Source organism: Prochlorococcus sp. MIT 1327 (assembly GCF_047304785.1).
GTDB lineage: Bacteria > Cyanobacteriota > Cyanobacteriia > PCC-6307 > Cyanobiaceae > Prochlorococcus > Prochlorococcus marinus_D.
Window position 1 is genome coordinate 1,350,540 of the sequence record NZ_CP138972.1, and the last position, 26,880, is coordinate 1,377,419.

Here is a 26,880-nt window from a genome sequence, read left to right on the forward strand (position 1 = left end):
ATTTGACTTCATAGGTGCCATGGTACGGCCTGCAAGCAGTCATAGTCTGTAAATACAGTCGATGTCAGACATGACGCCCCGGATCAGCATCGACCAAGTCTGGAAGGTGTTTGGTGAGCATCCTGAACGTGCGCTTGACGAGCACTGTCAAAGCATGGATGCGGAGCAACTCCATAATCAAACCGGTCTTAAGGCTGCCGTACGCGATGTAACGCTGTCGATCTCTAGTGGCGAGATTTTTGTGGTGATGGGCCTTTCGGGTTCAGGAAAGTCCACGCTGCTACGCATGATCAATGGCCTAATCCTTCCAACTGGCGGTCAGGTTTCCGTTGACGGCAAGCCGATCACTCAGTTGGCAGCTGCTGAACTGCAAAAGCTTCGCAGCAACAAAATGGCCATGGTTTTCCAATCTTTTGCGCTCTTCCCCCAGCGAACCGCACTTGAGAATGCGGCCTTCGGCCTTGAGGTTGCGGGAGTTCCGCGACAAAAAAGGCTGGAAAAGGCCAGGGAAGCACTTGAGCGTGTTGGTCTTGGTAAGGATCTCGACAGGCTGCCTCAACAGCTCTCTGGCGGCATGCAACAGAGAGTTGGCCTGGCCAGAGCCCTGGCACTTGATCCTCCAATCCTGCTCATGGATGAGGCCTTCTCTGCTCTTGATCCTCTGATTCGGCGCGAGATGCAAGAACAACTGCTGGAACTTCAGGCAGAGAGTCCCCGCACGATCGTCTTTATTTCCCATGATCTAGACGAAGCTGTAAGGCTTGGTGATCGCATCGCTCTAATGAAAGAAGGCAAAGTTCTGCAATGTGGAACGCCACGTGAGCTGCTCTGCAAACCCGCCAATGAGCAAGTTCGTCATTTCTTCCAAGATGTTGATGCTGCCTCTGTGATCACTGTTGATACCGTTGCCGAATCACCCGCTCGCCTAATCAATCAATCAGATTTGCGGCAGCTGCAGATAGAAGGAGTTACAGCAATAGAAGCACCGACGTACATCGTGGACGATCGAAAAATCTTCAAAGGTGTTCTTCAAAAGAACGGCAAAATCATTCCAGCTGAAACTGGTCCAGCTCTCATCGCCGAGACCACCATTGGCGATGCCATGAAATCTGTTGCCAACGCCCCGTATCCAGTTCCAGTGATTGGATCAGATCAGCGCCTCATTGGCGTGATGAGTCCACGTCGCCTTTTGCGCTCGATGATCCTGAGATGATGGATGTGAACGACCAAGTTTTTGCAACCGTCAGTACCGGCCCTGTAGGCGAGGGCATGAGCAGATTCGTGGACTGGTTGCTCAATCATGCGCAACCAATTTTCCTAGTAATTGATTCTGCAATTAATGGGTTAGCCGGAGCCATCGAACAGATCCTCTCCGTACCAGCGCCCTGGCTGCTAGCTCCCCTTATCGCCATACTCGCAGCTTGGCGAGTGAGTTTTAGCTTCGCCATTCTCAGCCTTCTTGGTCTGAACCTCGTTTTGTTCATGGGGCTTTGGCCGCCAATGATCTCAACCCTGGCCCTAATTATTGCAGCCTCATTACTGGCACTAATCATTGGCATCCCGATCGGCATTTTTTCTGCCCGTCGCCAACACATCTGGGCGATTACCCGCCCAGTATTGGATCTGATGCAAACCATGCCGGCTTTCGTTTATCTCATTCCGGCAGTGATGTTTTTCGGCACAGGGCTTGTCCCATCCACTATCGCAACGCTGATCTTCTCGATGCCACCCGTAGTACGCCTGACGTACCTGGGCATACGACAAGTCCCTGTTGATTTAATCGAAGCCGGGCGCGCCTTCGGTTGCTCAGAACGACAATTGCTCTGGAAAGTGCAACTTCCAAACGCCTTACCAACCTTGATGGCTGGTGTTAATCAAACCATCATGCTCGCGCTATCGATGGTTGTGATCGCATCAATGATTGGTGGGGGCGGCCTAGGTGATGTGGTGCTCAGAGGCATCCAACAACTTGATGTAGGCCTTGGCTTCGAGGGAGGGCTCGCCGTGGTAATTCTGGCTGTAATCCTGGATCGACTTACACAAAGCCTGGCTGCCTCAAACTTTTCGAGAAAGTCATTGCCGCAGCGCTTTAAAGCCTTTATTAACCTCTGGACTTCCTCATGAAAATGTCTAACAAGTTGCGAAATCTAAGCCTTGTTATCGCTGGAGTGCTGATGACTGGGTTGTCGGGATGTTCGAATGCCAAACCAGATCAATTGCGCATCGGCTGGACTGCCTGGGCTGATGCTGACGTAGTAAGCCTGATGGCTGAAAAACTAATCGAAAGCCACTATGAGCAGCCTGTCGAACGAGTTATGGCAGATATCGGTATTCAGTACGACTCTGTTGCTCGCGGGAAGCTCGATCTGATGTTAATGGCATGGCTGCCAAAGACACACGATAAATACTGGCAAAAAGTAAGCGATCGAGTTGTAGATCTTGGCATGATGTACTCAGGTCGCATTGGCTGGGTAGTCCCTGACTATGTGCCAAAACAACGGATTGGCTCCATTGGCGATCTGAGCGACCCGAAAATTGCTAACGACTTCAACAACACAGTTCAAGGGATAGACCCGGGATCAGGGCTGATGCAGGCATCTGATCAAGCGCTAACTGCTTATGACCTATCGGATCTGAAACTGATTTCAGCGAGTGGTGCTGCAATGACAGCCGTTCTCGATCGGGCTATCAATGACGATCGATGGGTCGTGGTAACTGGTTGGACCCCTCACTGGATGTTTGCCCGCTATAAACTCCGCTTTTTGAAGGATCCCAAGAGTGTCTTTGGTGGCCAAGAAGGCATCCATGCCATTGCACGCCTAGGGCTGGACAAAGACCATCCCAAAGTGGTCGCCTTTTTCACCCGCTTCAAGCTTTCCGATGGTCAGCTGGACACCATGTTATTGGATGCTCAGAACACCTCAACAGAGGAAGCCGTTAATAATTACATAGCCAACAACCGCAATCAAATCGACTACTGGATGAACGGCACGATGCAAGAGCCGAAAGATAGAGAAGCCAAACCATAACCACCCGCTAAGATCTTTTGCTGCTTAATCAGTTGACTTCCCTTAGGGAATATCTGACATCAAAGAGCTTTCAAGACCAAAGCGAATCGCTTCAGCTGCTTGCTTTTCAAAACTAAGCACCACCAGATCAACACCCGCCTCCTCAGGATGCCAGGCGTTCTCTGGAGCAGCCTCAAACCAACTGCTAAGCCTTGGGCCAACCATCTGCAGCTGAAGGGGTAAAGCTTTGCCCGGTAGCCATAAGCGACCTTTTAGGCGTACAACCTGATGAAGTGTTGCCAACTCAGGCAGAAGTGCTTCAACCGTAGCCCGATCAACAGAACCTTCAAAGCGCACCGCACCACTCACCATCTCCACATGGTTGTGGTCATGATGATGATCATCTTCATGATGATCGACATCAATGGAAGCATCGTCGATTAGGTCGTTGCCAAATTGTTTAGGCAAGCTCTTTTGTTGGTCACTATTCTCTGTCGTACTGAGGCCTAGCACCACAGCTGGATCAACTTGGCCATGACTGATGGGCATCATTGACGTGCCAAGGCGTACCTTTTCAGCAAGTTCACTTTTGAGCTTGCGGAGGTCGACATTGGAGACAACATCCGCTCGACTGATCAACACCAAATCAGCAGCTTCCAACTGATCACTGAACAAGTCTTCAACAGCACTGAGATGATCAAGGCTTGGATCCTCCTGTCGCTGCCGTTCCAACCCGGCAGGATCACCAACGGGGCTACCCGCTGCGAGGGCTTCACCATCCACCATTGTGACCACTCCATTCACATAAACTCGAGTGCGTACGGCAGGCCAGTCGAGCGCTTTCAAGAGGGGGCGAGGAAGAGCAAGGCCACTGGTTTCAACGATAATTCCATCCAACTTATTTGCCTGTTTCAGCAAGGTCTCCATGGTGGGTAAAAAGTCTTCCTGCACCGTGCAGCAGAGACAACCGTTATTGAGTTCAACGACTCGACCATCCAATTCCTCCTCCGGACAAAAGCCACAGCTACGGATTAAATCGCCATCTAGACCAATCGTGCCAAATTCATTGACCATGACCGCTAAACGCTGCCCCCCATGAGTGAGCAGATGACGTAGCAAGGTGGTCTTTCCAGCTCCAAGGAAACCAGTCAAAACAGTGACTGGTAGACGCTTTGAAATCAAGGCAGGTTTATGCAGGTTGGGAATTAAGAACGACAGCCAAGGCTGTCAAGAGTTTGAGACCCGCTAGCGGCATTGGTGCCGTCTGCTCTGGCGCAAAGCTCATTCTGCTGGCGACGATCAAGCACAGCATTGCTGAAATCAGCTCCTTCAATCAGGGCATCTTTAAATTGACTCTGCATCAGCATGGCGTTGGTGAAGTTGGCTCCCCTGAGATCGGCTCCATCGAAACGACTAGCAAAAGCCACCACATTTTCCAAATCAGCTCCTTGCAGATCAGCTTCTTGCAGCTGGCTGCTGTTAAACACCGCACCACGCAGATCGGCCTCACTGAGATCAACGCCGCGCAGGTCAGCCTTGAGAAAGTTTTGCTCCTTGAGGTCACGTCCGTGCATGTCTTTGGAGATCTCTTCAATGGCCTGGCCTCCTCTGAATTCAGGAGGGATGATTGCCATTACAGGTGACTCTGTTAAACCCAACACAAGAATCACAATGCCACTAAGCAACACTGCTCGACAACGGTTCCACCAACAGGGAGAGAGATTCATGAAACTAGAAAATTGCAATGAGCCAGTAGTTTGAGCAGTCACGTTATGGCAATTGCCGGCCAATTCACGCGTCATGCCAATGACCCTAAGGGTAGTGGTCCCCCCCCATCCACTGATCGCCCACTGGCTCACATTGCTGCGCAACACCACAACACCGCCAGCCCTCTATGCCACAGGCTTGGAGGAACTTGGTCGCTGGCTTACCTATGAAGCCCTGCGGGATTGGTTGCCCCACCGCCGTGAAATGGTAACCACATCCCAAGCAGAAACAGAAGGCACGGTGGTCGAGTCCAATGTGCCATTGCTGAGCATTCCCTTGTTACCCGGGGGCCTTGATCTTTGGCAAGGAGCACGACGGGTATTGCCCAGTTCACAGCTATGTCTTGGCGGGGTGCCCGATAACATCGAAACCAATGCTGGGGTGATTGTTTTTGTGGATCAGATTGCTAGTGGTGAGCGTTTACTAGGCATCCTGAAGCTTCTGCAGACACAAGAAATCGAGGCTCGCCGGCTAAGGGTGATTACTGTTCTGGCATCAAGTCCAGGCCTCAAACAACTTGGCGAAATGATGCCCAATCTCACGATTCACACCGCTTGCATTGACCCCGACCTCACAGAAGATGGTGAGATCAGTCCAGGCATTGGTAATCCGGTTTTGCGACTAAACACCAGAACTGCAGGTACGACCTAGACTTTCAAAACTGATCCAGCATCTATGGGCCAGCATCGTGAGCCGGCAACCGGCAGCCTCACCTCATTGATCAGCGGAGCCGTACTCGGCGCTGCAGGACTTGCCTGGTGGCTTTTTTCTGAGGCAGAGCGTCGGCAACGCAGTCGCCACCAACGCGCCATGCTGCACGCTCCTCGCATGCAGGACGGATCAGAGGCCCTGGAGGCCATCTCGCATCCCCAGAACAACAGCCAGCACCTGGAACATCGAGTCGAACAACTCAATGCCGCCATTGCAGATGTGCGCAGACAGCTTGAAGATCTAGGGGCGCGGACCTAAGAGCTCGGTAAGTTGGCGACTGAGTGCCCCAGTCGCCACCATGCTCAGATCCGCCGCCATCACAAAGGGAACTCAACGCTCTCCCAACCGAGCCATGCTTCGCGCAGTGGGCTTTGGCGACGAAGACTTCAATAAACCAATCATCGGTATAGCCAACGGCTACAGCACGATCACTCCTTGCAACATCGGTCTTAATGACCTGGCGCGACGTTCAGAAGAAGCAGCCCGCCAGGCCGGTGCAATGCCCCAGATGTTCGGTACCATCACCGTCAGTGATGGCATCTCTATGGGCACCGAAGGGATGAAATATTCCCTGGTAAGTCGCGAGGTGATTGCTGATTCGATCGAGACAGCCTGCAACGCCCAAAGCATGGACGGCGTACTAGCAATCGGTGGCTGTGACAAAAACATGCCTGGAGCGATGATCGCCCTGGCCCGAATGAATATCCCAGGTGTCTTTGTCTATGGCGGAACGATCAAACCAGGAAAATTGGCTGACCGCGACCTCACTGTAGTCAGCGCCTTTGAAGCTGTTGGTCAGCATGCCAGTGGCAAGATAAATGAGGAGCAACTCACCGCTATCGAGAAGAACGCTTGCCCAGGAGCAGGAAGTTGCGGTGGCATGTTTACAGCCAACACGATGTCAGCCGCTATTGAAACATTGGGATTGAGTTTGCCTTACAGCTCAACGATGGCTGCAGAGGATGAGGAAAAAGCAAATAGCGCAGCCCGTAGTGCTGAAGTGCTTGTGGATGCCATTAAGGCAAATATCTGTCCCCGCGATCTACTCACCAAGAACGCATTTGAAAACGCGATTAGCGTTGTCATGGCAGTGGGCGGCTCCACCAATGCAGTTCTGCATCTGCTTGCGATTGCCCGTAGCGCAGGCGTAGACCTTTGCATCGATGACTTCGAGCGCATCCGCCAGCGTGTACCGGTGATTTGTGATCTAAAACCCAGCGGCCGTTACGTGACTGTTGATTTGCATAACGCAGGCGGCATTCCCCAAGTGATGAAACAGTTGCTCGATGCAGGCTTACTTCATGGAGACTGCCGCAATGTGGAAGGTAAAACCTTGAGAGAACTGCTCAAGGATGTGCCATCCGAGCCTTCAGCAGAGCAAGACGTCATTCATCCCCTCTCGAAACCGGTCTATGCCAAGGGGCACCTGGCGATCCTTAAAGGCAATCTGGCCAGCGAAGGATGCGTGGCCAAGATAAGCGGGATCAAAACCCCTGTACTTACTGGACCTGCAAGGGTTTTTGAAAGCGAGGAGGCCTGCCTTGCTGCCATTCTCAACAACAAGGTGAAGGCGGGAGATGTCGTCGTCATACGTAACGAAGGCCCGGTTGGCGGGCCTGGAATGCGAGAGATGCTTGCTCCTACATCTGCCATCGTCGGTGAAGACCTTGGCGACAAGGTGGCCCTGATCACAGATGGACGCTTCAGCGGAGGTACCTATGGTTTGGTGGTGGGCCATGTGGCACCGGAAGCAGCCGTAGGCGGCATGATTGGCCTTGTGCAGGAAGGCGACAGCATCACCATCGATGCCAATCAACTGCTGATCCAACTCAATGTCGAGAAGGATGAATTGGAGCGTCGCTCCAGCGCATGGAAAAAACCACAGCCGCGTTATCAAACAGGAGTTCTCGGTAAATACGCCCGAATGGTGAGTAGCGCCAGCAATGGTGCTGTCACCGACCAGCCCTGAACTCTGATCAACTAGCTCTGCTCAGGCAAAACCAGCAGTGCTCTCAACCTACGAGCGAACGCTTCCAATGGTGCTCCATCCTCAGGCGGCTGACAGCGTTGGCCACTGTTGCCATCCATCCACACGGGATGCTGCCCTTGCCAAAGCATTGGACGGTCAGGCAATTCACACCAAGTCAACATCAGATTTAGATCGTTGCCGCTGCGATAGATCTCAAGTTCAAGGTCATGCTCTGGAAGGCGGTCACCTTCTCGGTTTCGGCATTCAATACGAACAATGAGATCAACAGATTGAGCCGATATTAGATCGAGCGTAGATCCAGGCTTCTGATCATCGACATCAGCGACATCTGTGAGCACAACAGCATGAAGCCAGGGCTTTAAACAGACATCAGCCGCTGAGGCCACGAGGACCGACCAATTTTGCGCAGTCTGTTGGATTTCATTGCCTGTCAAGGCTCTCAGCTGAATCTAGGAGGTGAAAAAATCTTAGGCTATTTCTAAGCAAGATTTGACGATTGAAAGGAAGTCAACCACTATGCTGAATTGATGATCTATCCCGAATGGATTCAATAATACATTTGATTAGGGCCTGAATTTGATTAGGTAAATAAATACCAAACCCTCTGAATGTATATGGCCATTTTGAAGACTAAAAAATTTGTAATGAATCAGTGAATTGCTTTGATCGAGCGCAGTAAAACTCGAATTGGGCCAGGGCGGAATTCTGGGTTTAGTTCTCCTGGTTCACCAAACTTAGAATGCAATAATTGCACTTGGTTGATACTTGATGCATCAAAGCGAATCAAGCGCAGAGGCATAGCCAAAGGCTGGGCAAGCACCGTAGGTTTCAGTGTGCTGAATGGGATCTCAATGGATGTAGTACCAGAAGTCTTAGTCGGCAACTGAGCGACCCATCGCAAACCACCATAAAAACGCTCAGTGAGGCCAAAGAGCCCACTACGAGAGCCGAGTGCAAGCTTTAGGGTGCGACCGTCTCCATTCACCTCCACCTGTAAGGCTCGATAGCTGGAAAGATCAAGAGGGGGGTTCAAAAGGGGTGAACGGCAACTGACAAAGCCACCATCCTGTTCAACAAGCTCTCCTTCTAGGATCAGGCCCTCGGAGGCCACTCGACAGGCAGCTTGGCTGGATCCGCCCATAATTGTGTCGTTCAAGCTAGACCAGGAGTTGAAGTCGTTCAGTTGAACCTGAACAGAGGCTTCGGGCATTAGATCCATGATTTGCCAACAATCTATTTACCTTATAGTTTTTCTCTTGGCTCATCATTCATTTCTTTAAGGTTAGACATTAATCCTTGAGAGAATTGCATTATTTAGATATCGATGAAATGCCTGAGCATTAAATACTTCTTAAAAAAAACTGCTCTAAGGCGGGCTTTGGCTGATTAGCGGAGGTTTCTTAATAGCAAGGACCCAATGATGTACAAACAGGCTGTGTATCGAATTTGTGATTATCCCCTCCGGTTTCACTGTCTGGGCCGAGAGGGCAATCTGGACCTGAGAACATCCCATCAGTACACTGGTGATCGTGCTTCCGCTGAGCACGGCATTCTTTATGGGCTTCACGCTGAGCTGGTCGGTCTGCTTTTGCGTCTCCAGAAATTTGGGAAAACTGATCAAGAGTTCGTAATTTGTTGGTTATTGGTTTCAAGTGGTAGCGAGGTTGTTGATTCCTTCAACAAACACAACATCTCTAAAAAGTTGGTCCATGTGATGTCCAAATTTACTGTCTCTTTTGAGGTTAATCACGATATCTAGGATAACTCTAAAGAATGAAATTAATACTTTAAGAGGTTATTTTAGTTGAATATTCAGTTGAACTCCTTGCGCAACGCCCTAGGCTGGACAGATTGTGTAGATGAGACATTTCACCTGCTCACGGATCAATTGCGCCAGCCAAAGGCTGGTTAAAGTAGCTACAACTGTAAGAAATCATTGTTGCAACCAAGTTGTAATAAAGCCTTAAGAATGCTGACCTTGATGTCTTTAACATTTTTAGATGTAAGTAAAGTCATTGATCTGCAATTTATGCTGAATTTATATTTGTAGATATTGGAAGATAAAGCAAGCAATAATGAACAAGAACACTTCTCAAGAGTGCATCATTATCCGAGTAAGGCGGCCTCATCTGCCAAGACCAAAATCGGTGAACGAGGTTGAACCAAGCGGGCTGGCGTGCGTTCAGCTGATTCAGCAGAATCTAATAAGCGCTTCAGGGCAACCTGCTTCCCTACACCACTCACAAGAAAGATCACTTCGCGTGCAGAGCTGAGCACCGGTGCGGTGAGAGTGATTCTTTCTAGACCTTTCCCTTTACCGACAGTAGCCCAGCGATCAACAACGGCGGGGGCATCCGTTCCTGGAAAAAGAGAGGCTGTATGGCCATCTTCACCAAGTCCTAAAACCATTAGATCAAACACCGGTGGATCACCTGCACAGGTTTCCTGCACGAGCTTCGCGTAGGCCTCGGCACTGGCCTCAGGGTTTGGCAGCTCCACCGTTGGCACGGGATGAAACGCAGCCTGCGATCCTGGGCCTTCAGCAAGAAGTGTCGTACGAAGCATGCGGGCGTTACTGGCGTCATCCCTGGCATCAACCCAGCGCTCATCCCCCAGAAAAACATCAACTCGATCCCAGGGCAGTCTCTCCTGACCAAGCAGCCTATAAGCAATAGCGGGTGTGCTCCCTCCCGAGAGAGCGATCTGAACGCGATCACGCTGATCAAGTACCAGATCAATATGAGATGCGAGCCTCTGGGCGGCGCGACGTGCCAGATCCTCAGGGTCGCTCGCTCGCTCAACTTTGTAGGTCGTCATCACGATCTCCTCAGTCCAGCCACTCAGTATGGAAGGTTCCTTCTTTGTCAACCCGCTGGTAGGTATGTGAGCCGAAGCAATCGCGCATGGCCTGCACCAAATTCTGTGGTAATCGTGCCGTGCGATAGCTATTGATGTAATCGAGCGTGCTGCTGAAGCAAGGCACTGGGATACCGGCTTCAGCTGCGCCGGCTACCACCTTTGCTAGGCCCGGCAGGCGACGGTTCACTTGCTCAGCGAACCAAGGATCGATCAACAAGTTGGAAAGCTGAGGGTCAGCATTAAAGGCATCCTGGATGCGCTGCAGCAGACGGGACCTGATGATGCAGCCACCCTTCCAAATCTGCGCGATGGAGGGCAAATGCAAGTTGTAGTTGTATTCAGCAGAAGCTATACGCAGTAGCTCCATGCCCTGCGCGTAACTAGCCATGCAAGACAACACGACGGCGTCCATGAGCGGTGCCATGCCATCTGCGGAACTACCAAGATCAAATGGTTTGATCGCTGACCCATGCAAAATCTGCTCAGCGGTAATTCTTTGAGGCTTCATTGAGCTCATCACACGGCCATTCAGAGAGGCGTAAATGGTTGGCACTGAAGCTCCTAACTCCAAGGCACTGACAACGGTCCATAGACCAGTTCCCTTCTGGCCTGCCTGATCCATAATTTTCTCAACAAGGTCACTTCCATCGTCAGGATCCTTGGTGCGCAAACACACTTCGGTGATCTCAACCAGATAAGAAGAGAGCTCTTCTGTGGCATTCCATTGCGCCAAGACATCAGCCATCTGGGTACCGGTCATGCCACCAACACGCTTCATCAGGTCATAGGCCTCGGCAAGAATCTGCTCAATGCCGTACTCGATCCCGTTGTGAACGGTTTTAACGAAATGCCCAGAACCTCCTGGACCGATGTAGGTCACACAGGGACCATCCTCCACTTGGGCAGCCATCTTGCAAACAAGGCTCTCAATCGCCTCATAGGAGGTTTTAGTTCCGCCTGGCATCATGCTCGGCCCTTCAAGTGCACCCTTAGCCCCACCGGAGACACCCATCCCGATATATCCAAAGCTTTTGCTCTCTAACTCGGCGACACGTCGCTCGGTATCACGAAATTCGGAATTTCCACCATCGATGAGTAGATCACCTTCCTGCAGATAAGGGGAGATCTGCTCAATAACGGCATCAATAGCCGAACCTGCCTTGATCATCATCAGAATTCGACGGGGTCGTTCGAGCTTGTCGACGAAATCTTGAAGGTCCTTGGCACCCTGAATGGCTTTATCAGACCCAAGCCCTTTAAGGAACTCCTCTGTTTTGGCGTAGGTGCGGTTGTATACGACACTAGAAAAACCATTGCGCTCTGCATTGAGCACAAGGTTTTCGCCCATCACGCCAAGACCTATCAAACCGAAATGTGCCTTGGACATCGCCAGTGAAACGATCAACTGGCGTCAGTGTGACCACAGCAACTCCAATCTGCTGTGATCTGTACGGCTATGTCAGGGTTGAACCATCCTCGCCGTAGATAAGAAACCGTAGAGATCAGCACCAAAATTTCCAAAAAAAACTACTTGGATCTTGTGTTGATTCAGCCTCGGTCAGCATCAAATCACGGTGCCATCAGAAATGGTGGCATTTTTGACCACTACCACGATCCCATTGCGGATGTAGAAGCCCTCATCAGCACGATCGGCTTCCTCAACGTGATCCTTGTTGACGATCGTGACGTTGTTGCCGATGCGTGTGTTCTTGTCGAGGATCGCACCCTTCACGGTGGTGCCTTGGCCAACGCCGAGCGGGATGCCTCCTCCTTGCCTTAGAAGAGTGCGTTCCTCGGATGATTCATAGAAATCAGAGCCCATCACCAGGGAATCTTGCAGGACCACATCGCTCTCAACTCGGCTTCGCACACCAAGGACGCAATGATGAATACTGCAGGATTTGAGGATGGATCCTTCTCCAATAATTGATTCCGTGATTTGCGCATCGACCAGTTTTGTTGGCGGTAGATAACGGGGTCTTGTATAGATCGGAAACTTCTCGTCATAGAAACTGAAAGGTGGATTGGGCTGCTGGGTGAGAGCCAAATTTGCCTCATAAAAAGCTCCTATCGTGCCGATGTCTTCCCAGTACTCATCGAACACATAGCTTTGCAGCCGGTCACCTCGAGCTAGGGCCTCAGGAATCACCTCCTTGCCGAAATCCTTGTGAGAAGGGTTCTTATGCAGCAAATCGAAGAGAGTGGCGCGACTGAACACATAGATCCCCATTGAGGCGAGATAGGGCTTGTTCCTTGCTGACTCAGCTGACAAGCCAAATCGAGAGGTATCGACGGCCATGGCCTTGAGGGATTCACCCTTGGGCTTTTCACGGAACTCTTGGATGTTGCCATCGCTATCCGTTCGCATGAGACCAAATCCCTCAGCCTGTTCTGCATCAACGGGAAGAGCCGCCACTGTGAGATCAGCACCTGAGCGACGATGGTGCTCCACAAAAAGGCTGTAATCCATACGGTAGAGCTGATCACCAGAGAGGATCAGATATTCATCAACATCCCATTCCTGAAACAACCACTGATATTTACGAACTGCATCCGCAGTCCCCTCAAACCATGAAGGACTTTCTGGGGTCTGCTGTGCGGCAAGGACTTCTACAAAACCTTGACCAAAGGCAGCACTGAGGTTGTAGCTCTGTCCAAGGTGCCGATTCAGAGAAGCGCTGTTGAACTGCGTCAACACATACATCTTGTTGATGCTGGAGTTAATGCAGTTGCTGATTGGGATGTCAATCAGACGATATTTGCCTGCAAGAGGTACGGCCGGCTTGGCCCGCATCTTGGTGAGGGGGTAGAGGCGCGTTCCAGCTCCTCCCCCGAGAATGATGGCCAAAACACGCTTCATGCCGCCCCCGCAAATCGGCGTTGCGCAGCAAACTTACCGGACGGTTGGCCATTTAAAGCTGTCTGCTGCGAAGATCCAACAAGACTTCTGCAAATCAAGACGCAACCAGAATTTGGCATAGAACTACCCATCCTCTAGTGGTGGATCTAACTCAAACAAACTCGCCACCACACGCAGAGCCTGTTGCCGCTCTGGACGAGCCTGAGGAGCCCGTAGTTGAGTGACTGGGGTATGGAGAATTTTGTTAATGATTCCTTTGCTTAAAGCCTCAACGACTTTGCGCTCTCGAGCTGAGAAATCAGGCCCCATACGACTGAGCGCTTTTTGTAATTCCTCTGCACGAATAGCCTCAAGGGTCGCCCTCAAGCGATTAATGGTTGGCACAGCTTCAAGACTGTCCCACCACTCTAAAAACAGACGCGTCTCTTCTTGGAGCACAACCTCTGCTTCTTTGGCCATCTGTTGGCGGGCCTCCTGATTACGAGACACCACCTCATGCAAATCATCCACATCATGGGACTCAACACCGGGTACATCGACCACATCTGAGGCGATGTTGCGCGGCACGCCGATGTCAATCAGACGAAGAAAACTGCGGCGCTTGAGCTGCTTGAGCAGAGATGCATCAACAATCGGATCATCAGCAGCCGTACTGGTAAATACCAATGAACAGGTACTTAGACAATGGTTCAAATCATCAAGGGGGCGACACTCAACGGGGAGCTCAGGGAAATCAGCCGATAGATCCTCAGCTCGTTGCCGCGTGCGGTTCAGCAACATCACCCCAGAGCAACCTTTCGCCTGAAGATGTTGAAGCAGTAGTCGGCTCATCCGCCCCGCACCCACCACTGCGACCAACTCAGATTCCAGAGTCATCAACTGATCTTCTCCTTGCGCCTGGCCAAGTTTCAGTTGGGCTAACTCCACAGCCGCAGAACTAATTGAGACAGCCCCCGTACCCAGATTGGTTTCACTGCGAACTCGTTTGCCAGTACTCACTGCCTGAGTGAGCAAACGGTTAAGAATCGGGCCCATGGATTTGTGCTCCTGCCCCAATCGCACCATCTTCTTCACCTGGGAAAGGATCTGCCCTTCTCCTAAAACCAGACTGTCCAGACCCGCAGCCACCCTCATCAAGTGGGCTACTGCTTCATCGTGATGAAAGTTGAACAGATGGGGGGAAAGATCTTCTGTTGCCAAACCTGAATGTTGGCCTAGAAAATCACTGATGGCGGAGATACCTCGTTCAGGGTGACGAACCAAGGTGTAAATCTCAAGCCGATTGCAGGTGCTAAGGATCGAAACCTCAAGGACTTGATCGTTGCCGCGAAGAGTTTGCAGGGAGGTCTCCATTGTTTGCTCAGGGATGCTGAGCTTTTCACGGATTTCCACCGGCGCCGTGCGATGACTTAAGCCGACGACGGCAATGTGCATGGAGACGTCCCTTAGATCTTGTCTTGGATGGTTAGCTCAGAGCGATGCTCTTAGCTCCATCCTTGATATGCACGGTATTGGTAAACCGAGCTGTGTTGTCAAGAGTGCTGATCACCAAGCTGCTAGTGCGTGTGCAGTCAGGCTCGAACTTAACTCCATGGAACAACAGTCCATCAGTGATCCCACTACCCGCAAAAACAACATTTTTGCCGGAAGCCAGTTCTTCGGCTTCATAGATCTTGTCAACATCAGTAATGCCCATCTCATTGAGGCGGGCAATGTTGCCTTCCTTGGTGTAATCGGCCCACTCACTGGTTTGAGCAATGGCGGGGTCATACACCAGCTGGCCCTGAAAGTGACCACCGAGAGCACGCATTGCGGCAGCTGAAATCACACCCTCAGGAGCAGCACCGATGCCCATTAGACAGTGGGTGCCGGTGCCGGCAAACCCACAGGCAATGGCAGCTTGAACATCTCCATCTGAGATGGGTTGAACACGTGCACCAGTGGCACGTATCTCAGAAATCAGGCCTTTGTGACGAGCTCGATCCATCACGACAATGGTGAGTTCACTCACGGCAAGCCCAAGACACTGGCTAAGGATGTTGATGTTCTCGGTGGCAGATTTGCGAATGTCCACCTTGCCTTTTGCTGACGGAGGGGCCGCTAACTTTTTCATGTAAAAGTCAGGAGCATTGAAAAGGCCACCGCGATCAGAGGCGGCCAGTACAGCCATCGAACCTCGCTGGTTGTTGGCGCAAAGATTGGTGCCTTCGCAGGGATCGACGGCAAAGTCAACGCCTGGGCCGCTGCCGCTGCCAACCTCTTCGCCGATATAAAGCATCGGGGCTTCGTCGCGCTCCCCCTCACCGATGACGATGCGACCCTGCATTTGGATTTGTCCCATCCGCTTGCGCATGGCTTCAACAGCTGCTGCATCGGCTTCGTCTTTCTTGCCGAGACCAGTCAGATGTGCCGACGCAATGGCAGCTTGCTCAACGACCTCGAGAATTTCCTGAATAAGAGTGCGATCCACTGGTATGCGGCGGTGGGGATGGGTGTGACGACCAAAGAAACGAGCAGGGCTGGACTGAATTCACGGGTCAGCGTTATACGCTGATCATGTGAAAGGACCCGATGCCGCAGGGGTTCTCGGCTCTAAAGCGCTGCTCACTGTATCAGTGCCGGCAACAACGAGAATGCCCATACAGCCGATTCCTAGAATCGCCCACTCCCTAACCCCGATCGATGAGCACGAAGCCCCTGGTAATCGCCCCTTCGATCCTCTCTGCCGATTTCTCCCGCCTAGGAGAAGACGTTCAGGCTGTAGATCAAGCCGGCGCAGACTGGATTCATGTGGATGTCATGGACGGCCGATTCGTGCCAAATATCACGATTGGTCCTCTGATCGTTGAAGCACTAAGGCCTGTGACCAGTAAGCCCCTAGATGTCCACTTGATGATCGTGGAACCAGAAAGGTATGTAGGAGATTTCGCAAAAGCAGGTGCAGATCACATCTATGTGCAGGTTGAAGCTTGCCCACACCTTCACCGCAACCTTGCGCAAATCAAGGATCTCGGTAAGAAAGCAGGAGCAGTACTCAACCCAAGCACACCTCTGGACACCCTTGAGTACTGCCTGGAGCTATGTGATCTAGTACTGATCATGAGCGTCAACCCAGGCTTCGGTGGGCAAAGCTTCATCGACAATCAAGTGCAAAAGATCCGCGAGCTGCGTCGTATTTGCGACGAACAGGGTCTCGATCCCTGGATCGAAGTCGATGGAGGGATCAAGGCCGACAATGCCTGGAAAGTGATCGAAGCTGGCGCCAATGCGATTGTGAGCGGGTCTGGCGTGTTCAATCAGCCCGACTACGCCGAAGCTATCCGAGGCATCCGTAATAGCAAACGTCCTGAAGGTGTTGTGGTCTGAAGTAATAGATGCAGCAATAACTGCATCTATTGCCTATTAGTCTTGTGGGGATTGTTGCTAATAAGAACAGATCAATATCACAAGATTAGGCTTCAAAGAACCAGCCGTAGCTGTGCAAACCAATCCCTAACAGATTCACACCGATATAACAAACAACGATCACAACGATGCCTGCCACGGCAACTAAAGCCGGACGTCTCCCGCTCCAGCCACGACTGAAACGTGTATGCAGATAGGCCGCATAAACCATCCAACAAATTAGAGCCCAGGTTTCCTTTGGATCCCAACTCCACCAGCTCCCCCAGGCCTCATTGGCCCAAACGGCACCACTGATCAAGCCAAGCGTGAGCAACAAAAAGCCAACCGTAATCGTGCGATAACTAAGGCTGTCCAACTGTTCAGTGCGGCTCAAGTTGATTGAACTCAGGCGCAGGCCATCATTCTGATCCATAGAAGATGTGGCTAGCTTTGCCTGACGAAAGCCTCCTGTTCCAATTGAACTACTGCGTAGCTCCAAAGTTTGCTGGCGATCAGTAAATAGAACCGCCATTGATAAGAAAGAACCAACAAGCAGGGCAGCGTAACTGCACATAATCACGCTCACGTGCATCACAAGCCAACTGGAGCGAAGAGCTGGTACTAGAGGAGAGGCCTCCTGAAGAGTTTCTGGTAATGCAAAGCTGGCAAAAGCCACACAAAGCAAAGCCATTGGTGTAGCAGCAGCTGAAACAATCGGAGAAGACAAGGAACGCTCCACCAATAGCTGCGCAAGTGTGCAAGCCCAGGCCAGAAAACAGAGGGATTCATAAAGGTTGCTGATCGGGAAGTGACCCGACTGCCACCACCGCAAAACCAATTGAGCGGTAAGAACCAAATTGGCAAGAGCCACCAGAAGTGTCACAACTGCAGAATTGCTACCTCCTGAAACCATCCAAAAAGAGATTGGTATGGCCAACAGAAGTAGGGCAAATGCAGCCAAACCAAGAGCCAAAACAGGATCCCCTAGCGAGGCGGAAAGCTCAGCCAACGTCACTCCAAACACCAGGTCCCTGCGACAACTCTCTTATTCTGCCGCTGCAGTTCAACGACTGGCCTGACGCAGCAACAGACCGCCACCTGACAAAGAGATAAAAACAGGGATCCACGCGGCCAACATAGGTGTCAAAGTGCCCGTAACACCAAGAGAACTGAAGCTGAAGCTAAGCGTGTAATAAGCAAGAATTAATAAGAGACTGATGCCAAATCCCTGGGTCCGGCTGGTCCGAGAATTAGGTTTTGCACCAAGGCTGCTGCCAATCAGGCCAAACACCAGGCAGGACATCGGGAAAGTGAATTTTTCTTGGATACGCACCTTCAAACGCCTTGCCTCTTTACGGTTACCAGCATCGGTATAAATACTTGCAGCCTCCATGGCCTGTGCAACAGTCATGTTGTTGGCATCTTTAGGGAGTTTGGCCACACGAATTGGGCCTGATGTTAGGGGGTAGAGATAGCGATCAAATTCAACCGAAGTTGTACTACCCCTTGGTGTGAGAGTAAGAATATTTCCGTTAAAGAATTCCCACATCGCCTCCTGCTCATTCCAAATAGCCCGCTCGGCCTTCAACATCTGAGTAAAACCAAGACGAGACAAATCAAGCACTGTGACATCCTCCATTTCTCCCTTAAGGAATTCCCTTGCATAAAACAACTGAGAAAGCCCTTGATTCCAATCTTCAGCTTCTGCACCAGTAATCGTTCCAAATCGGGAATAAACAACATGTTTGCCTTTCTCTGTAGCAATAGCTTTGCCAAGAGCACGCTTTATTGTCACCTCAGCACTACTATTTGTTCTTGGAACAATGACATCATTGAAGATAAAAGTTAGCCCTGTCATCAATAATGCCAATGCCAATGCTGGAGCAACGATTCGTCTGGTGCTTACACCGAGGCTGCGCAAAGCCGTGAATTCGCTGTTAGAAGAAAGACGGCTATAAGCCAACAATGTGGCCAACAATGTGGCCATCGGAAAAGAAATCACCAGAAAGAAAGGTAACTTCAAGCTAAAAACCTGCAATGCAAAATGCAGAGGCAATCCAAACTCAACAATCTTGCGCACCAAATCAAACATCACCCCCACTGAGACGGAAACCACTGTGAAGGCGGCTATGGCAAACAGCAATACGGGTATCAACTCACCTAAAAGCCATCGATCCAGAAGCGGGATTAGCCTCCACTTGGATGAAGCCCAGCGCCACCACTTCCAAGGCCAAGAATCAACGTCTTTCAACTTTCCAAGGCGCCATTTGCTCAAAGCTGAAAACCCTCCCCGAGATAGTGACGCCGCACCAAGGGGTTGTTTGCCACTTCTTCAGAACGGCCTGAAGCAAGAATGCTGCCTTCCGTAAGAATGTAAGAGCGGTCAGTGATGGCAAGGGTTTCACGGACATTGTGATCAGTGATCAGGATGCCCATGCCACGTTCACGGAGGGTATGAATCAAAACCTGGAGGTCCGCCACTGCCATGGGGTCAACACCTGCGAAGGGTTCATCAAGCAAGAGGTAGGTAGGACCTTCTAGACCTACCGCCAAGGCACGTGCTACCTCGCAGCGACGTCGTTCGCCACCGGAAAGCTGATAGCCACGACGGTCCAAGAACAAGTTGAGATGAAAGTCTTCAACCAACTGCTCGAGACGCTCCCGACGCTGATGAGGTGTTAAATGACTTTGAGAGAGCGCAAGCTCAAGGTTTTGTCGCACGCTGAGCTGTCGGAACACACTTGGTTCCTGAGGGAGATAACCGATACCTAGACGAACTCGATTGGGCATCGGTAAATCCGCCACTGGCTGCCCATCAAGTTGCACCTGCCCGTAATCAGGACGCAACAAACCGATTACAAGATTGAACGTTGTTGTCTTGCCAGCACCATTGGGACCGAGTAAGCCAACAACCTCGCCTGGATCAAGGCGCAAGGAGACATCTTTTACCAGGTGACGCCCTGCCACGGTGAGCGCCACCTGCTCTAAACAAAGACTCATTGGGCCAAAGGTGCCTCTGCCTGTTTGTTGGAATTAAGTTGCACAGAAGTGAACACTTGAGCACCAGTGCTTGGGTCTGCTACCGCTTGCTCCTCTTCGAGTAGATAAACAACTCGCTCAGCCTGCATGGAATTTTCGCCGTCCCGAATCACATCAACATCTCCGCTAAGGACCACACGATCTTCTTTGCTGAAGTACTGAGCCTGTCTAGAGGTAGCAACGATGCCTCGGGCTGGATAAACGATGCGAACGTTGCCGATGGCGGTGAAAACTCCTGTGACGCTGTCTGCGTTTTGGATATCTGATTCGATCGTGATCAATCCGCCATCTTCTACCGGAGCAGAAGGGCTGCCCTCCTGGCTTAAAGCCGCAGGGGTAGACATTCCAACCACCGCTGTCGCTATGGCGAGATGAACTTGCAAACTCCTTATCATGACTTGAACAAGAGCAGCCAAAGCGGAACAATCCAAATGTTGATGTTTAGATGTTTAATTTACTCAGGAACTGAGCTGTCATAGATCAGGCCTGGGACAGTGCAATCGTCGGGATTCTGTCCCTGCTGAAGCCGTTGCAAGCGATTCTCCACACAGATGCAGAGTTGATCAAGGTCAAGACCCAGGTTTGGAGTTCCTAGAGCTTTTAGCCGCCCGAGGCCTTCACCATAAAGAAGGGTTGCCCCGCGACGATTTCCGCGCTGCAAGTGAAGTTGGGCAACAGCAACCTGAAGTACCCCTTGGATGGTCTGGCGTGCTTGACCGGTTGTCTCATGCCAAAGCTCCTCAAAGGCGTCATGAGCGGGGTACCAATCGGCCTGATTAAAAAGCTCCACGGCTAGTTGAAAGCGTGGATCATTGATCAGATCAGTAGGCTGGAATCTCTCCATCAAGAGCTTTAGCGTTTGGCCATCTTCTTGGCAGGCAACTTGCGCAAACGAATGGACTCTGGAGTGACCTCAAGCATCTCGTCTGGACCGATGTACTCAAGAGCACGTTCAAGGGTCATCTGAACAGGTGTCTGCAAGGTGTCGAGTTCTTCTGCACCGGCAGAGCGCATATTTGTGAGTTGTTTGGCCTTGCAAACGTTTAACTCCAGATCCTGAGGTCGATTGTTTTCGCCAACGATCATCCCCTTATAAACCTTGACACCTGGAGAGATGAAGAACTGACCTCGACCCTCAGCATTCTTGAGTGCGTAGAAGGTCGCAGTGCCCTGCTCAAAAGCAATCAGAACACCATTCCGACGAGCATCAAACTCACCCAACATTGGGCGATATTCAAAAAAAGAGTGGCTCATAATTCCTTCCCCCCTGGTAGCACGTACAAACTCACCACGAAAACCGATCAACCCTCGAGAAGGAACAACAAATTCAAGCTGGGTGCGACCGTCGTTACCGGTTTCCATATTCTGCATTTCACCCCGACGCACACCCAACTTCTCAATGCAGGAGCCAACTGCTGCCTCTGGTACATCCATGACCAAGGTCTCAACGGGTTCACAAGGAGTGCCGTCAATCGTTCGGAAGATCACCTGAGGCTGGGTTACCTGAAACTCAAAACCCTCGCGGCGCATGGTCTCAATCAGGATGCCCAGGTGTAGCTCGCCACGTCCGCTAACCGCAAAACGATCAGGGGAATCAGTGTCCTCAACCCGTAGGGCAACATTGGTGAGTAATTCCTTGCGTAAACGATCTCGCAGCTGCCGGCTAGTGACGAATTTGCCTTCTTTGCCAGCAAAAGGTGAATCATTGACGACAAATGTCATCTGCAAAGTGGGTTCATCCACCTTGATTAGAGGTAAAGCCTTTGGTTCATCTGGACAGGCAATGGTCTCGCCAATATTGACTTGATCGAAACCGGCTAAAGCAACGAGATCTCCAGCTCCGGCTTCTTGTATCTCAATCCGTTGCAATCCTTCGAAACCGAGTAGTTTGCTAATTCGGCCACGTTTAATGCTGCCATCATCCTTAATCAACGAAGCACTCTGACCATTACGGATAACCCCGTTATGGACCCGACCAATCACAATCCTGCCCAGGAAGTCTGAATAATCGAGAGTAGTTATCTGTAGCTGAAGAGGCTTGTTCTCATCTCCAACAGGTGGTGGAACATGACGCAGGATGGCATCAAATAGTGGCTTCATTGTTTGACTTTCAGTTGCCATATCCGGCTTGGCAAAACCACCCATTCCACTGCCGAACAAGTACGGGAAATCACATTGGTCATCATCTGCACCGAGTTCAACAAACAGATCGAGCACCTTGTTGACAGCGGTTTCAGGATCCACCCGCGCACGATCAATCTTGTTTACGAACACAATCGGCCGCAATCCCTGCTCAAGCGCCTTCTTGAGCACGAAACGCGTCTGTGGCATAGGCCCCTCGTTGGCGTCAACGATCAGCAAACAGCCATCAACCATGCCAAGCACCCGCTCAACTTCACCGCCAAAATCGGCATGCCCAGGGGTATCAACAATGTTGATCCGCGTATCGTCGTAGGTAACGGCCGTGTTCTTTGAAAGGATCGTAATGCCCCGTTCCCTTTCCAAATCATTGGAGTCCATGACACATGTGGGTACAGCCTCGTTGTCTCGGAAGATCCCGGACTGAGAGAGCAGGGCATCCACCAAGGTTGTTTTGCCGTGATCCACGTGAGCGATAATTGCAATGTTGCGGATCGCCTTGGCCTGGGCACTCATGGGTCAGAGACTTTCAAACGGAAAAGGAAACGCACACAGGCGTAGTGGCGGAAGGATATCTCAATTTGAGATTCGACTTAACTTCTAGGCCCCTTCCGCTAGCTAATCAAAACTTCTAAGACCGAAAAAAACTTCTTCAGTTCATTCATTCCAGTTGATGAGCCGATTCAAAGAGTCTCAGAGCAGAAGCTGAACCCTCAAATCGCCAATGCCAAGGCTCATAAGTCACTCCCTGTGGGTTATCAAGGGGAAAGGAAAGGACAAAGTGATAACTAGCAGCATGATCCTGTAGCCAGCGGAACGCCCTCGTGGCTTCGAAGCTTTCAGACAGATTCGCTTCAGGAATCGTCCCGTCACCAAGATCAATGGCATAGCCAGTGCTGTGTTCGGAATACCCTGGAGGTGCAGAGACCTTGGCCCGTTCGGCTGCTGTCTGGTTCCGGTCTGATTTGATATCAAAAAAGATTCGCTCTTGTAGGTCGTGAGAGCGGTAGCCACTCAACAGCCTCAAATCAACACCATCTGCTGAAGCCGCAGCACGCATGGAACTCAATGCATCAGCGGCTTCGTGATGAAGCTCAATCCCAGGCTGCATGAGAATTCGATCCTGTACTGAGGCTTCTGGATAAGGGAAATGTCCGAGCAGACGTCCGTCAGCAGTAGGACGATCCTGGATGCCCTCAACAGGAGCTGGACCCATAAGCCCAGCAAATAGCCACGGGCCGAACAACACAGCTGTGATGGAACCTCCAAACACCATCAAACAAGCCACCAATAATCCCAATGAACCACCCCTTGCCCGTCTCTGAGGACGCGACCGACGAGCAACGGGAATGTCATCTCGGCTGATGCGTCGAGCGTTGATTGCTCGAGCCACGAAGTTGATGCAGAGTTATATAGATCGTAAGGGGGGGCGCCAGGGGGCCCCAAAATCTCTTTCAGGGAAGTAAGTTTTACTTAAGTGATTCCGCGGAGCGGATCTGAACATGCTGCGTGTTGCCGTTGTCGGTGGTGGTCCCAGTGGATCCTGCGCCGCAGAAGTTCTTGCCAAAGCAGGTATCCAGACCTGGCTATTCGAACGCAAACTCGATAACGCCAAGCCTTGTGGTGGAGCGATTCCTCTTTGCATGGTGGATGAATTCGACCTGCCCGAGTCGATCATCGACCGCAAGGTTCGCAACATGAGAATGATCTCTCCATCAAACCGTGAGGTGGATATCACTCTGGACAAGGTTTACAGCCCAGACGACAAGAGTGAATACATCGGCATGTGCCGCAGAGAGGTCATGGATGCCTTTATGCGAGATCGCGCCGCCAGCCTCGGAACTAACTTGATTAATGGACTCGTTACCAAAATCGACACTGGCTCTAATCGTCAAGGTCCATACACAATCACCTACTCCGACTATTCAACTGGTAAATCCACTGGTGAAGCCAAAAGCCTCGAGGTTGACCTCATTATTGGCGCTGATGGAGCCAACAGCCGTGTAGCAACAGCCATGGATGCCGGTGACTACAACGTGGCCATTGCATTCCAAGAGCGCATCAAGCTGCCAAATGAAGAAATGGCTTACTACGAAGATCTTGCTGAAATGTATGTAGGCACTGATGTGTCACCAGATTTCTACGGTTGGGTGTTCCCCAAGTACGACCACGTTGCCGTTGGCACAGGCACCATGCAGAAAAATCAGACCTTAATAAAAAGCTTGCAAAAAGGAGTACGCGAACGGGCTAAGAAACGACTTGTTCATGGAGAAGTAATCAAAGTTGAAGCCCACCCGATTCCTGAGCATCCTCGTCCACGCAGGGTTGTTGGCCGCATGGCCCTTGTTGGAGATGCAGCGGGCTACGTCACCAAAAGCTCTGGCGAAGGCATCTACTTTGCTGCCAAAAGTGGCCGCATGTGTGCTGAACAGATCGTGGAATCGAGTCGGTCTGGTGAATTAATCCCCTCCGAAGCTGATCTCAAGAAATATCTGAAAAAATGGGATCGTAAATACGGTTCTACTTACATCGTTCTGTCAATACTCCAAGCAATCTTTTACTCGAATGACACTGCCAGAGAAGCCTTTGTCGCCATGTGCGATGACATGGATGTGCAACGCCTCACCTTTGATAGTTACCTCTACAAAAAAGTTGTTGCGATGAATCCATGGCAACAGATCAAACTCACACTGCTAACTGTGGATGCACTCGCACGGGGAATTTTCCGTAATCAAACAAGCTATAAACCTGTTCCCAGTGCTGTGCGTAGCGACGAAGAAGTGAATGCCATGCTGGAGATCAAAACCATCACCGGCGGTATCAAGGTAGACAACAACAAAGATGCCTCCAAGCAAAATTTGGCATCAGAACAAGAAGAACGTGACCCTGCTGTTTCAAACAAATCCTAAGCCAGAAACAACCACTTTTAGCCGCTGATTTGGCTGAAATCGGCCAGCACACCAGCTTGGTTGCGCAAAAGGCTAAGCAGATTGAGACGGTTTGCGCGTACAGCGAGATCTTCACTCATGACCATCACACTCTGATCACCATCAAAAAAAGCTGCGAGGGCTTCCGAGCCAGCAATTAGGCCATCTGCTAAATGGCGGTAGCGTTCACTTGAGGAATCCTTGGTGATTGGTTCAAGAGCCTCGAGCACCTTCAACATCTCCAACTCACTAGGCTTTTCAAACAAACCAGGATCAACGACCTCAGCCGCACTCAGTACGGTTGCTGGTAGGTCCCCTTTCTCTGCTAAGCGTGCCGCTCTGGTAACAACAGACTGAACCGCCAGCAACTTACCCGTGCGGCGCATCATCACGAGCAGATCCACTCGCAGTCGCGCATCAGCAGGGTCAGAAAGAAGACGATCGATCAAAACTGTTTCACCAGCAACCGCTTGGGCCAGATCAATATCGGTTCCTGCCTCCTCCAGCAGGCTGAGCATCCGCTGACGAAGAAACTCACCAAGCTCAGCCGCCAAGGCGGATGGTGTGACCTTGAGATGCGGTAGGAGCTTGCTCCAATGGTTCGTCGCTCGTTGCAATAAGGCGAGCAGATTCAGCCGCCAACCCTTCGACCAAAGGATTTGCAAAAGACCGTTGCCGGCCCTGCGCAAGGCATAGGGGTCTGAGGAGCCACTAGGACGGTCACCCTTGGCATAGATGCTGAGCAGCAATTCCAGGCGATCGGCCAGGGCAAGCACTGCTCCCGACTCTGACTCGGGCAAAGCATCCCCTGCCCCACGTGGCAGGTAATGCTCCAAAACGGCAAGGGCTACTTCTCGAGGCTCTCCTTCCGCTAACAAATATTTCGCTCCCATCACGCCCTGTAGCTCTGGAAATTCGCCCACCATCTGACTAACCAGATCGTGTTTACAGAGATGGACGGCTCGACGCACTTGTACAGAAATTTCAGCAGAAAGATCCAACAGCTCAACAAGCACATCAGTGAGCCATTCCATGCGCTCAACTCGATCGAGCAGAGAACCAAGGCCCTCGGCAAAGGTCACATGCGCTAGCTTTTTGCGCCGCTCGATGCTGGCCAAAGAGCGATCGGCTTCGACAAAGAATTCTGCATCAGCCAGTCTGGCTTTGAGCACTCGCTCATTGCCGTGTCTTACAGGATCGCTTGCCTTCGCGAGCCCATTGCTGATGCAAAGGAATCTGGGCAGAAGACTGCTCTTGGCATCGAGAGCAAGAGGGTCTTTGACAGCATCAAGACGGTAAAGGGGTACATAGCGCTGATGCACTCTCATTACTGTGCTGAGCACTTCAGCGGGTAGATCTAGATATGACTCAGCGAAGGCTCCCTCTAAAAGCAGAGGTGCTTCCACTAGGTCGGTGAGCTCTTCGAAAAGATCATCAGGACAATCAGGGCATGCTTCAAGACCAGCAGCAGCCGTATCAATTGCATGACGGATCAAGGTGCCACGTTTTTGTCGATCGACCTCTACACCAACCTTGGCGAGGGTTTGTACGTAACTGTCTGCAGAAGGAATGATGACAGCTTGATCGTGAAGTCGATGGCCCCGACTCAGGTTCGCTGCACAAATCTCTGGGTCGCTGCCGTCAAGGCAAACAGGGATGATCTGCTCATCGAGCAGGGCCACAAGCCAACGAATCGGACGAGAAAAACGCCTTTCACCTTCGCCCCAGCGCATAAAACGTCGACCTTGAAGGCTACCTATCCACTCAGGGATCTGGTCTGTTAGTAGTTCCATTGCAGAACGCCCATGCTCAAGCACGGTTGCAAACACAAAAGGTCCCTTCGGGGTCTCCCGAATCTCGAGATCCTCTGGTTTCAGCCCACAGCGTTTGGCAAAGCCAGCGGCTGCCTGGGTTGGTACACCATTTTTGAAAGCTTGGCCAGCCGGTGGACCCTTGCGTACTTCCTCTAGATCAGCAGTAGCGCTGGCCAAGTTTTCAACCAGCACGACAAGTCGCCTTGGCGTACTCGTGCATTGGAGCATGCCGTAGCTAAGACGTAGACCTTGCAAGTCACGACTTACCATCTGCTCCAGTTGGGGTAAGGCAAGCCGGGCAAAATCAGCTGGCAGCTCCTCAGTCCCAATCTCCACTAGAAGGGTCGACACGGAGGCGAGCAATCAAGACCGCTCAACTGTA

25 protein-coding genes are annotated in these 26,880 nt (G+C 51.3%); 8 read left to right on the forward strand and 17 right to left on the reverse strand.

Annotated features, from left to right (window positions below; all coding sequences use genetic code 11):
• Positions 1 to 61 precede the first annotated feature (61 nt).
• From SIB80_RS06605 to SIB80_RS06615, 3 genes are read left to right on the forward strand one after another with little or no spacing between them, the layout of a single operon-like run.
• Positions 62 to 1,213, forward strand: a complete 1,152-nt coding sequence (locus SIB80_RS06605; protein ID WP_205909702.1) for a quaternary amine ABC transporter ATP-binding protein — start codon at positions 62 to 64, stop codon at positions 1,211 to 1,213.
• A 56-nt stretch (positions 1,214 to 1,269) separates the two neighbouring features.
• On the forward strand, positions 1,270 to 2,124 hold the full coding sequence (locus SIB80_RS06610; RefSeq protein WP_413681477.1) for an ABC transporter permease: 855 nt from the start codon (positions 1,270 to 1,272) through the stop codon (positions 2,122 to 2,124).
• Positions 2,121 to 3,029 carry a glycine betaine ABC transporter substrate-binding protein gene (locus SIB80_RS06615; protein ID WP_063420102.1) on the forward strand — a complete coding sequence of 303 codons (909 nt, stop codon included), beginning with the start codon at positions 2,121 to 2,123 and terminating at the stop codon, positions 3,027 to 3,029. The genes SIB80_RS06610 and SIB80_RS06615 overlap by 4 nt, the downstream gene beginning before the upstream one ends.
• Positions 3,030 to 3,071: 42 nt before the next feature.
• Here SIB80_RS06615 and SIB80_RS06620 read toward each other — a convergent pair whose 3' ends face one another.
• Together SIB80_RS06620 and SIB80_RS06625 are read right to left on the reverse strand one after the other, a co-directional pair.
• Complete coding sequence (locus SIB80_RS06620) at positions 3,072 to 4,187, reverse strand: GTP-binding protein (RefSeq protein ID WP_063420334.1); 1,116 nt, start codon at positions 4,185 to 4,187, stop codon at positions 3,072 to 3,074.
• A 26-nt stretch (positions 4,188 to 4,213) separates the two neighbouring features.
• Positions 4,214 to 4,810 (reverse strand): pentapeptide repeat-containing protein, encoded by a 597-nt coding sequence (locus SIB80_RS06625; RefSeq protein ID WP_063420104.1) that lies wholly within the window; start codon positions 4,808 to 4,810, stop codon positions 4,214 to 4,216.
• Between SIB80_RS06625 and SIB80_RS06630 the strand changes: the two genes are divergently transcribed.
• From SIB80_RS06630 to ilvD, 3 genes are read left to right on the forward strand one after another with little or no spacing between them, the layout of a single operon-like run.
• Positions 4,809 to 5,426, forward strand: coding sequence for a uracil phosphoribosyltransferase (locus SIB80_RS06630; RefSeq protein ID WP_063397794.1), 618 nt, complete (start codon positions 4,809 to 4,811; stop codon positions 5,424 to 5,426). The genes SIB80_RS06625 and SIB80_RS06630 overlap by 2 nt on opposite strands.
• 24 nt (positions 5,427 to 5,450) lie before the next feature.
• Entirely contained in the window at positions 5,451 to 5,744 is a 294-nt protein-coding gene (locus SIB80_RS06635) for a hypothetical protein (protein ID WP_011129938.1), read from the forward strand.
• 40 nt (positions 5,745 to 5,784) lie between these two features.
• Entirely contained in the window at positions 5,785 to 7,455 is a 1,671-nt protein-coding gene (gene ilvD, locus SIB80_RS06640) for a dihydroxy-acid dehydratase (protein ID WP_063420106.1), read from the forward strand.
• A gap of 11 nt (positions 7,456 to 7,466) precedes the next feature.
• Here ilvD and SIB80_RS06645 read toward each other — a convergent pair whose 3' ends face one another.
• The 7 genes from SIB80_RS06645 to glpX form a co-directional block, all read right to left on the reverse strand.
• A complete protein-coding gene (locus tag SIB80_RS06645) occupies positions 7,467 to 7,862 on the reverse strand; it encodes a hypothetical protein (RefSeq protein ID WP_011129940.1) in 396 nt (131 codons plus the stop codon).
• A 263-nt stretch (positions 7,863 to 8,125) separates the two neighbouring features.
• Positions 8,126 to 8,695 carry a CIA30 family protein gene (locus SIB80_RS06650; protein WP_063420108.1) on the reverse strand — a complete coding sequence of 190 codons (570 nt, stop codon included), beginning with the start codon at positions 8,693 to 8,695 and terminating at the stop codon, positions 8,126 to 8,128.
• 887 nt (positions 8,696 to 9,582) lie between these two features.
• Positions 9,583 to 10,293, reverse strand: coding sequence for a 6-phosphogluconolactonase (gene pgl / locus SIB80_RS06655; protein ID WP_063397799.1), 711 nt, complete (start codon positions 10,291 to 10,293; stop codon positions 9,583 to 9,585).
• Positions 10,294 to 10,303: 10 nt separating this feature from the next.
• A complete protein-coding gene (gene gndA, locus SIB80_RS06660; RefSeq protein WP_063420112.1) occupies positions 10,304 to 11,722 on the reverse strand; it encodes an NADP-dependent phosphogluconate dehydrogenase in 1,419 nt (472 codons plus the stop codon).
• 177 nt (positions 11,723 to 11,899) lie between these two features.
• On the reverse strand, positions 11,900 to 13,195 hold the full coding sequence (locus tag SIB80_RS06665) for a glucose-1-phosphate adenylyltransferase (protein ID WP_011129945.1): 1,296 nt from the start codon (positions 13,193 to 13,195) through the stop codon (positions 11,900 to 11,902).
• A gap of 123 nt (positions 13,196 to 13,318) precedes the next feature.
• Entirely contained in the window at positions 13,319 to 14,629 is a 1,311-nt protein-coding gene (locus tag SIB80_RS06670; RefSeq protein ID WP_063397801.1) for a glutamyl-tRNA reductase, read from the reverse strand.
• Between the two features lie 31 nt (positions 14,630 to 14,660).
• Positions 14,661 to 15,665 (reverse strand): class II fructose-bisphosphatase, encoded by a 1,005-nt coding sequence (gene glpX, locus SIB80_RS06675; protein ID WP_011129947.1) that lies wholly within the window; start codon positions 15,663 to 15,665, stop codon positions 14,661 to 14,663.
• A 212-nt stretch (positions 15,666 to 15,877) separates the two neighbouring features.
• Between glpX and rpe the strand changes: the two genes are divergently transcribed.
• Entirely contained in the window at positions 15,878 to 16,561 is a 684-nt protein-coding gene (rpe, locus tag SIB80_RS06680; RefSeq protein ID WP_011129948.1) for a ribulose-phosphate 3-epimerase, read from the forward strand.
• A gap of 85 nt (positions 16,562 to 16,646) precedes the next feature.
• Here rpe and ccsB read toward each other — a convergent pair whose 3' ends face one another.
• The 7 genes from ccsB to SIB80_RS06715 form a co-directional block, all read right to left on the reverse strand.
• On the reverse strand, positions 16,647 to 17,603 hold the full coding sequence (gene ccsB / locus SIB80_RS06685) for a c-type cytochrome biogenesis protein CcsB (RefSeq protein ID WP_063420114.1): 957 nt from the start codon (positions 17,601 to 17,603) through the stop codon (positions 16,647 to 16,649).
• Positions 17,604 to 17,642: 39 nt separating this feature from the next.
• A complete protein-coding gene (locus SIB80_RS06690; RefSeq protein ID WP_063420116.1) occupies positions 17,643 to 18,854 on the reverse strand; it encodes an LptF/LptG family permease in 1,212 nt (403 codons plus the stop codon).
• The gene (gene lptB, locus SIB80_RS06695) at positions 18,851 to 19,579 is read right to left on the reverse strand and encodes an LPS export ABC transporter ATP-binding protein (protein ID WP_063420118.1); all 729 of its coding nucleotides are present in this window, start codon (positions 19,577 to 19,579) and stop codon (positions 18,851 to 18,853) included. The genes SIB80_RS06690 and lptB overlap by 4 nt, the downstream gene beginning before the upstream one ends.
• Positions 19,576 to 19,962 (reverse strand): LptA/OstA family protein, encoded by a 387-nt coding sequence (locus SIB80_RS06700; RefSeq protein ID WP_236066083.1) that lies wholly within the window; start codon positions 19,960 to 19,962, stop codon positions 19,576 to 19,578. The genes lptB and SIB80_RS06700 overlap by 4 nt, the downstream gene beginning before the upstream one ends.
• Before the next feature lie 110 nt (positions 19,963 to 20,072).
• A complete protein-coding gene (locus SIB80_RS06705) occupies positions 20,073 to 20,462 on the reverse strand; it encodes a DUF309 domain-containing protein (RefSeq protein ID WP_063420120.1) in 390 nt (129 codons plus the stop codon).
• A gap of 8 nt (positions 20,463 to 20,470) precedes the next feature.
• A complete protein-coding gene (typA, locus tag SIB80_RS06710) occupies positions 20,471 to 22,273 on the reverse strand; it encodes a translational GTPase TypA (protein ID WP_011129954.1) in 1,803 nt (600 codons plus the stop codon).
• Positions 22,274 to 22,418: 145 nt separating this feature from the next.
• On the reverse strand, positions 22,419 to 23,150 hold the full coding sequence (locus tag SIB80_RS06715; RefSeq protein ID WP_063420122.1) for a M15 family metallopeptidase: 732 nt from the start codon (positions 23,148 to 23,150) through the stop codon (positions 22,419 to 22,421).
• A gap of 109 nt (positions 23,151 to 23,259) precedes the next feature.
• Between SIB80_RS06715 and chlP the strand changes: the two genes are divergently transcribed.
• Positions 23,260 to 24,666: a geranylgeranyl reductase gene (gene chlP / locus SIB80_RS06720; protein WP_011129956.1), complete on the forward strand. Its 1,407-nt coding sequence runs from the start codon at positions 23,260 to 23,262 to the stop codon at positions 24,664 to 24,666.
• Between the two features lie 17 nt (positions 24,667 to 24,683).
• Here chlP and glyS read toward each other — a convergent pair whose 3' ends face one another.
• A complete protein-coding gene (gene glyS, locus SIB80_RS06725; RefSeq protein ID WP_063420124.1) occupies positions 24,684 to 26,849 on the reverse strand; it encodes a glycine--tRNA ligase subunit beta in 2,166 nt (721 codons plus the stop codon).
• Between the last annotated feature and the right edge of the window lie 31 nt (positions 26,850 to 26,880).

Excerpts from the sequence above, each read along its gene's own strand:
- SIB80_RS06615 (WP_063420102.1), top strand. The coding sequence starts at position 2,121 with ATGAAAATGTCTAACAAGTTGCGAAATCTAAGCCTTGTTATCGCTGGA.
- SIB80_RS06670 (WP_063397801.1), bottom strand. The coding sequence starts at position 14,629 with ATGCACATTGCCGTCGTCGGCTTAAGTCATCGCACGGCGCCGGTGGAA.
- SIB80_RS06635 (WP_011129938.1), top strand. The coding sequence starts at position 5,451 with ATGGGCCAGCATCGTGAGCCGGCAACCGGCAGCCTCACCTCATTGATC.
- rpe (WP_011129948.1), top strand. The coding sequence starts at position 15,878 with ATGAGCACGAAGCCCCTGGTAATCGCCCCTTCGATCCTCTCTGCCGAT.
- gndA (WP_063420112.1), bottom strand. The coding sequence starts at position 11,722 with ATGTCCAAGGCACATTTCGGTTTGATAGGTCTTGGCGTGATGGGCGAA.
- SIB80_RS06705 (WP_063420120.1), bottom strand. The coding sequence starts at position 20,462 with ATGGAGAGATTCCAGCCTACTGATCTGATCAATGATCCACGCTTTCAA.
- SIB80_RS06650 (WP_063420108.1), bottom strand. The coding sequence starts at position 8,695 with ATGGATCTAATGCCCGAAGCCTCTGTTCAGGTTCAACTGAACGACTTC.
- typA (WP_011129954.1), bottom strand. The coding sequence starts at position 22,273 with ATGAGTGCCCAGGCCAAGGCGATCCGCAACATTGCAATTATCGCTCAC.
- pgl (WP_063397799.1), bottom strand. The coding sequence starts at position 10,293 with ATGACGACCTACAAAGTTGAGCGAGCGAGCGACCCTGAGGATCTGGCA.
- lptB (WP_063420118.1), bottom strand. The coding sequence starts at position 19,579 with ATGAGTCTTTGTTTAGAGCAGGTGGCGCTCACCGTGGCAGGGCGTCAC.
- SIB80_RS06630 (WP_063397794.1), top strand. The coding sequence starts at position 4,809 with ATGCCAATGACCCTAAGGGTAGTGGTCCCCCCCCATCCACTGATCGCC.
- SIB80_RS06625 (WP_063420104.1), bottom strand. The coding sequence starts at position 4,810 with ATGACGCGTGAATTGGCCGGCAATTGCCATAACGTGACTGCTCAAACT.
- ilvD (WP_063420106.1), top strand. The coding sequence starts at position 5,785 with ATGCTCAGATCCGCCGCCATCACAAAGGGAACTCAACGCTCTCCCAAC.
- SIB80_RS06665 (WP_011129945.1), bottom strand. The coding sequence starts at position 13,195 with ATGAAGCGTGTTTTGGCCATCATTCTCGGGGGAGGAGCTGGAACGCGC.
- SIB80_RS06700 (WP_236066083.1), bottom strand. The coding sequence starts at position 19,962 with ATGTCTACCCCTGCGGCTTTAAGCCAGGAGGGCAGCCCTTCTGCTCCG.
- SIB80_RS06605 (WP_205909702.1), top strand. The coding sequence starts at position 62 with ATGTCAGACATGACGCCCCGGATCAGCATCGACCAAGTCTGGAAGGTG.
- SIB80_RS06610 (WP_413681477.1), top strand. The coding sequence starts at position 1,270 with ATGAGCAGATTCGTGGACTGGTTGCTCAATCATGCGCAACCAATTTTC.
- chlP (WP_011129956.1), top strand. The coding sequence starts at position 23,260 with ATGCTGCGTGTTGCCGTTGTCGGTGGTGGTCCCAGTGGATCCTGCGCC.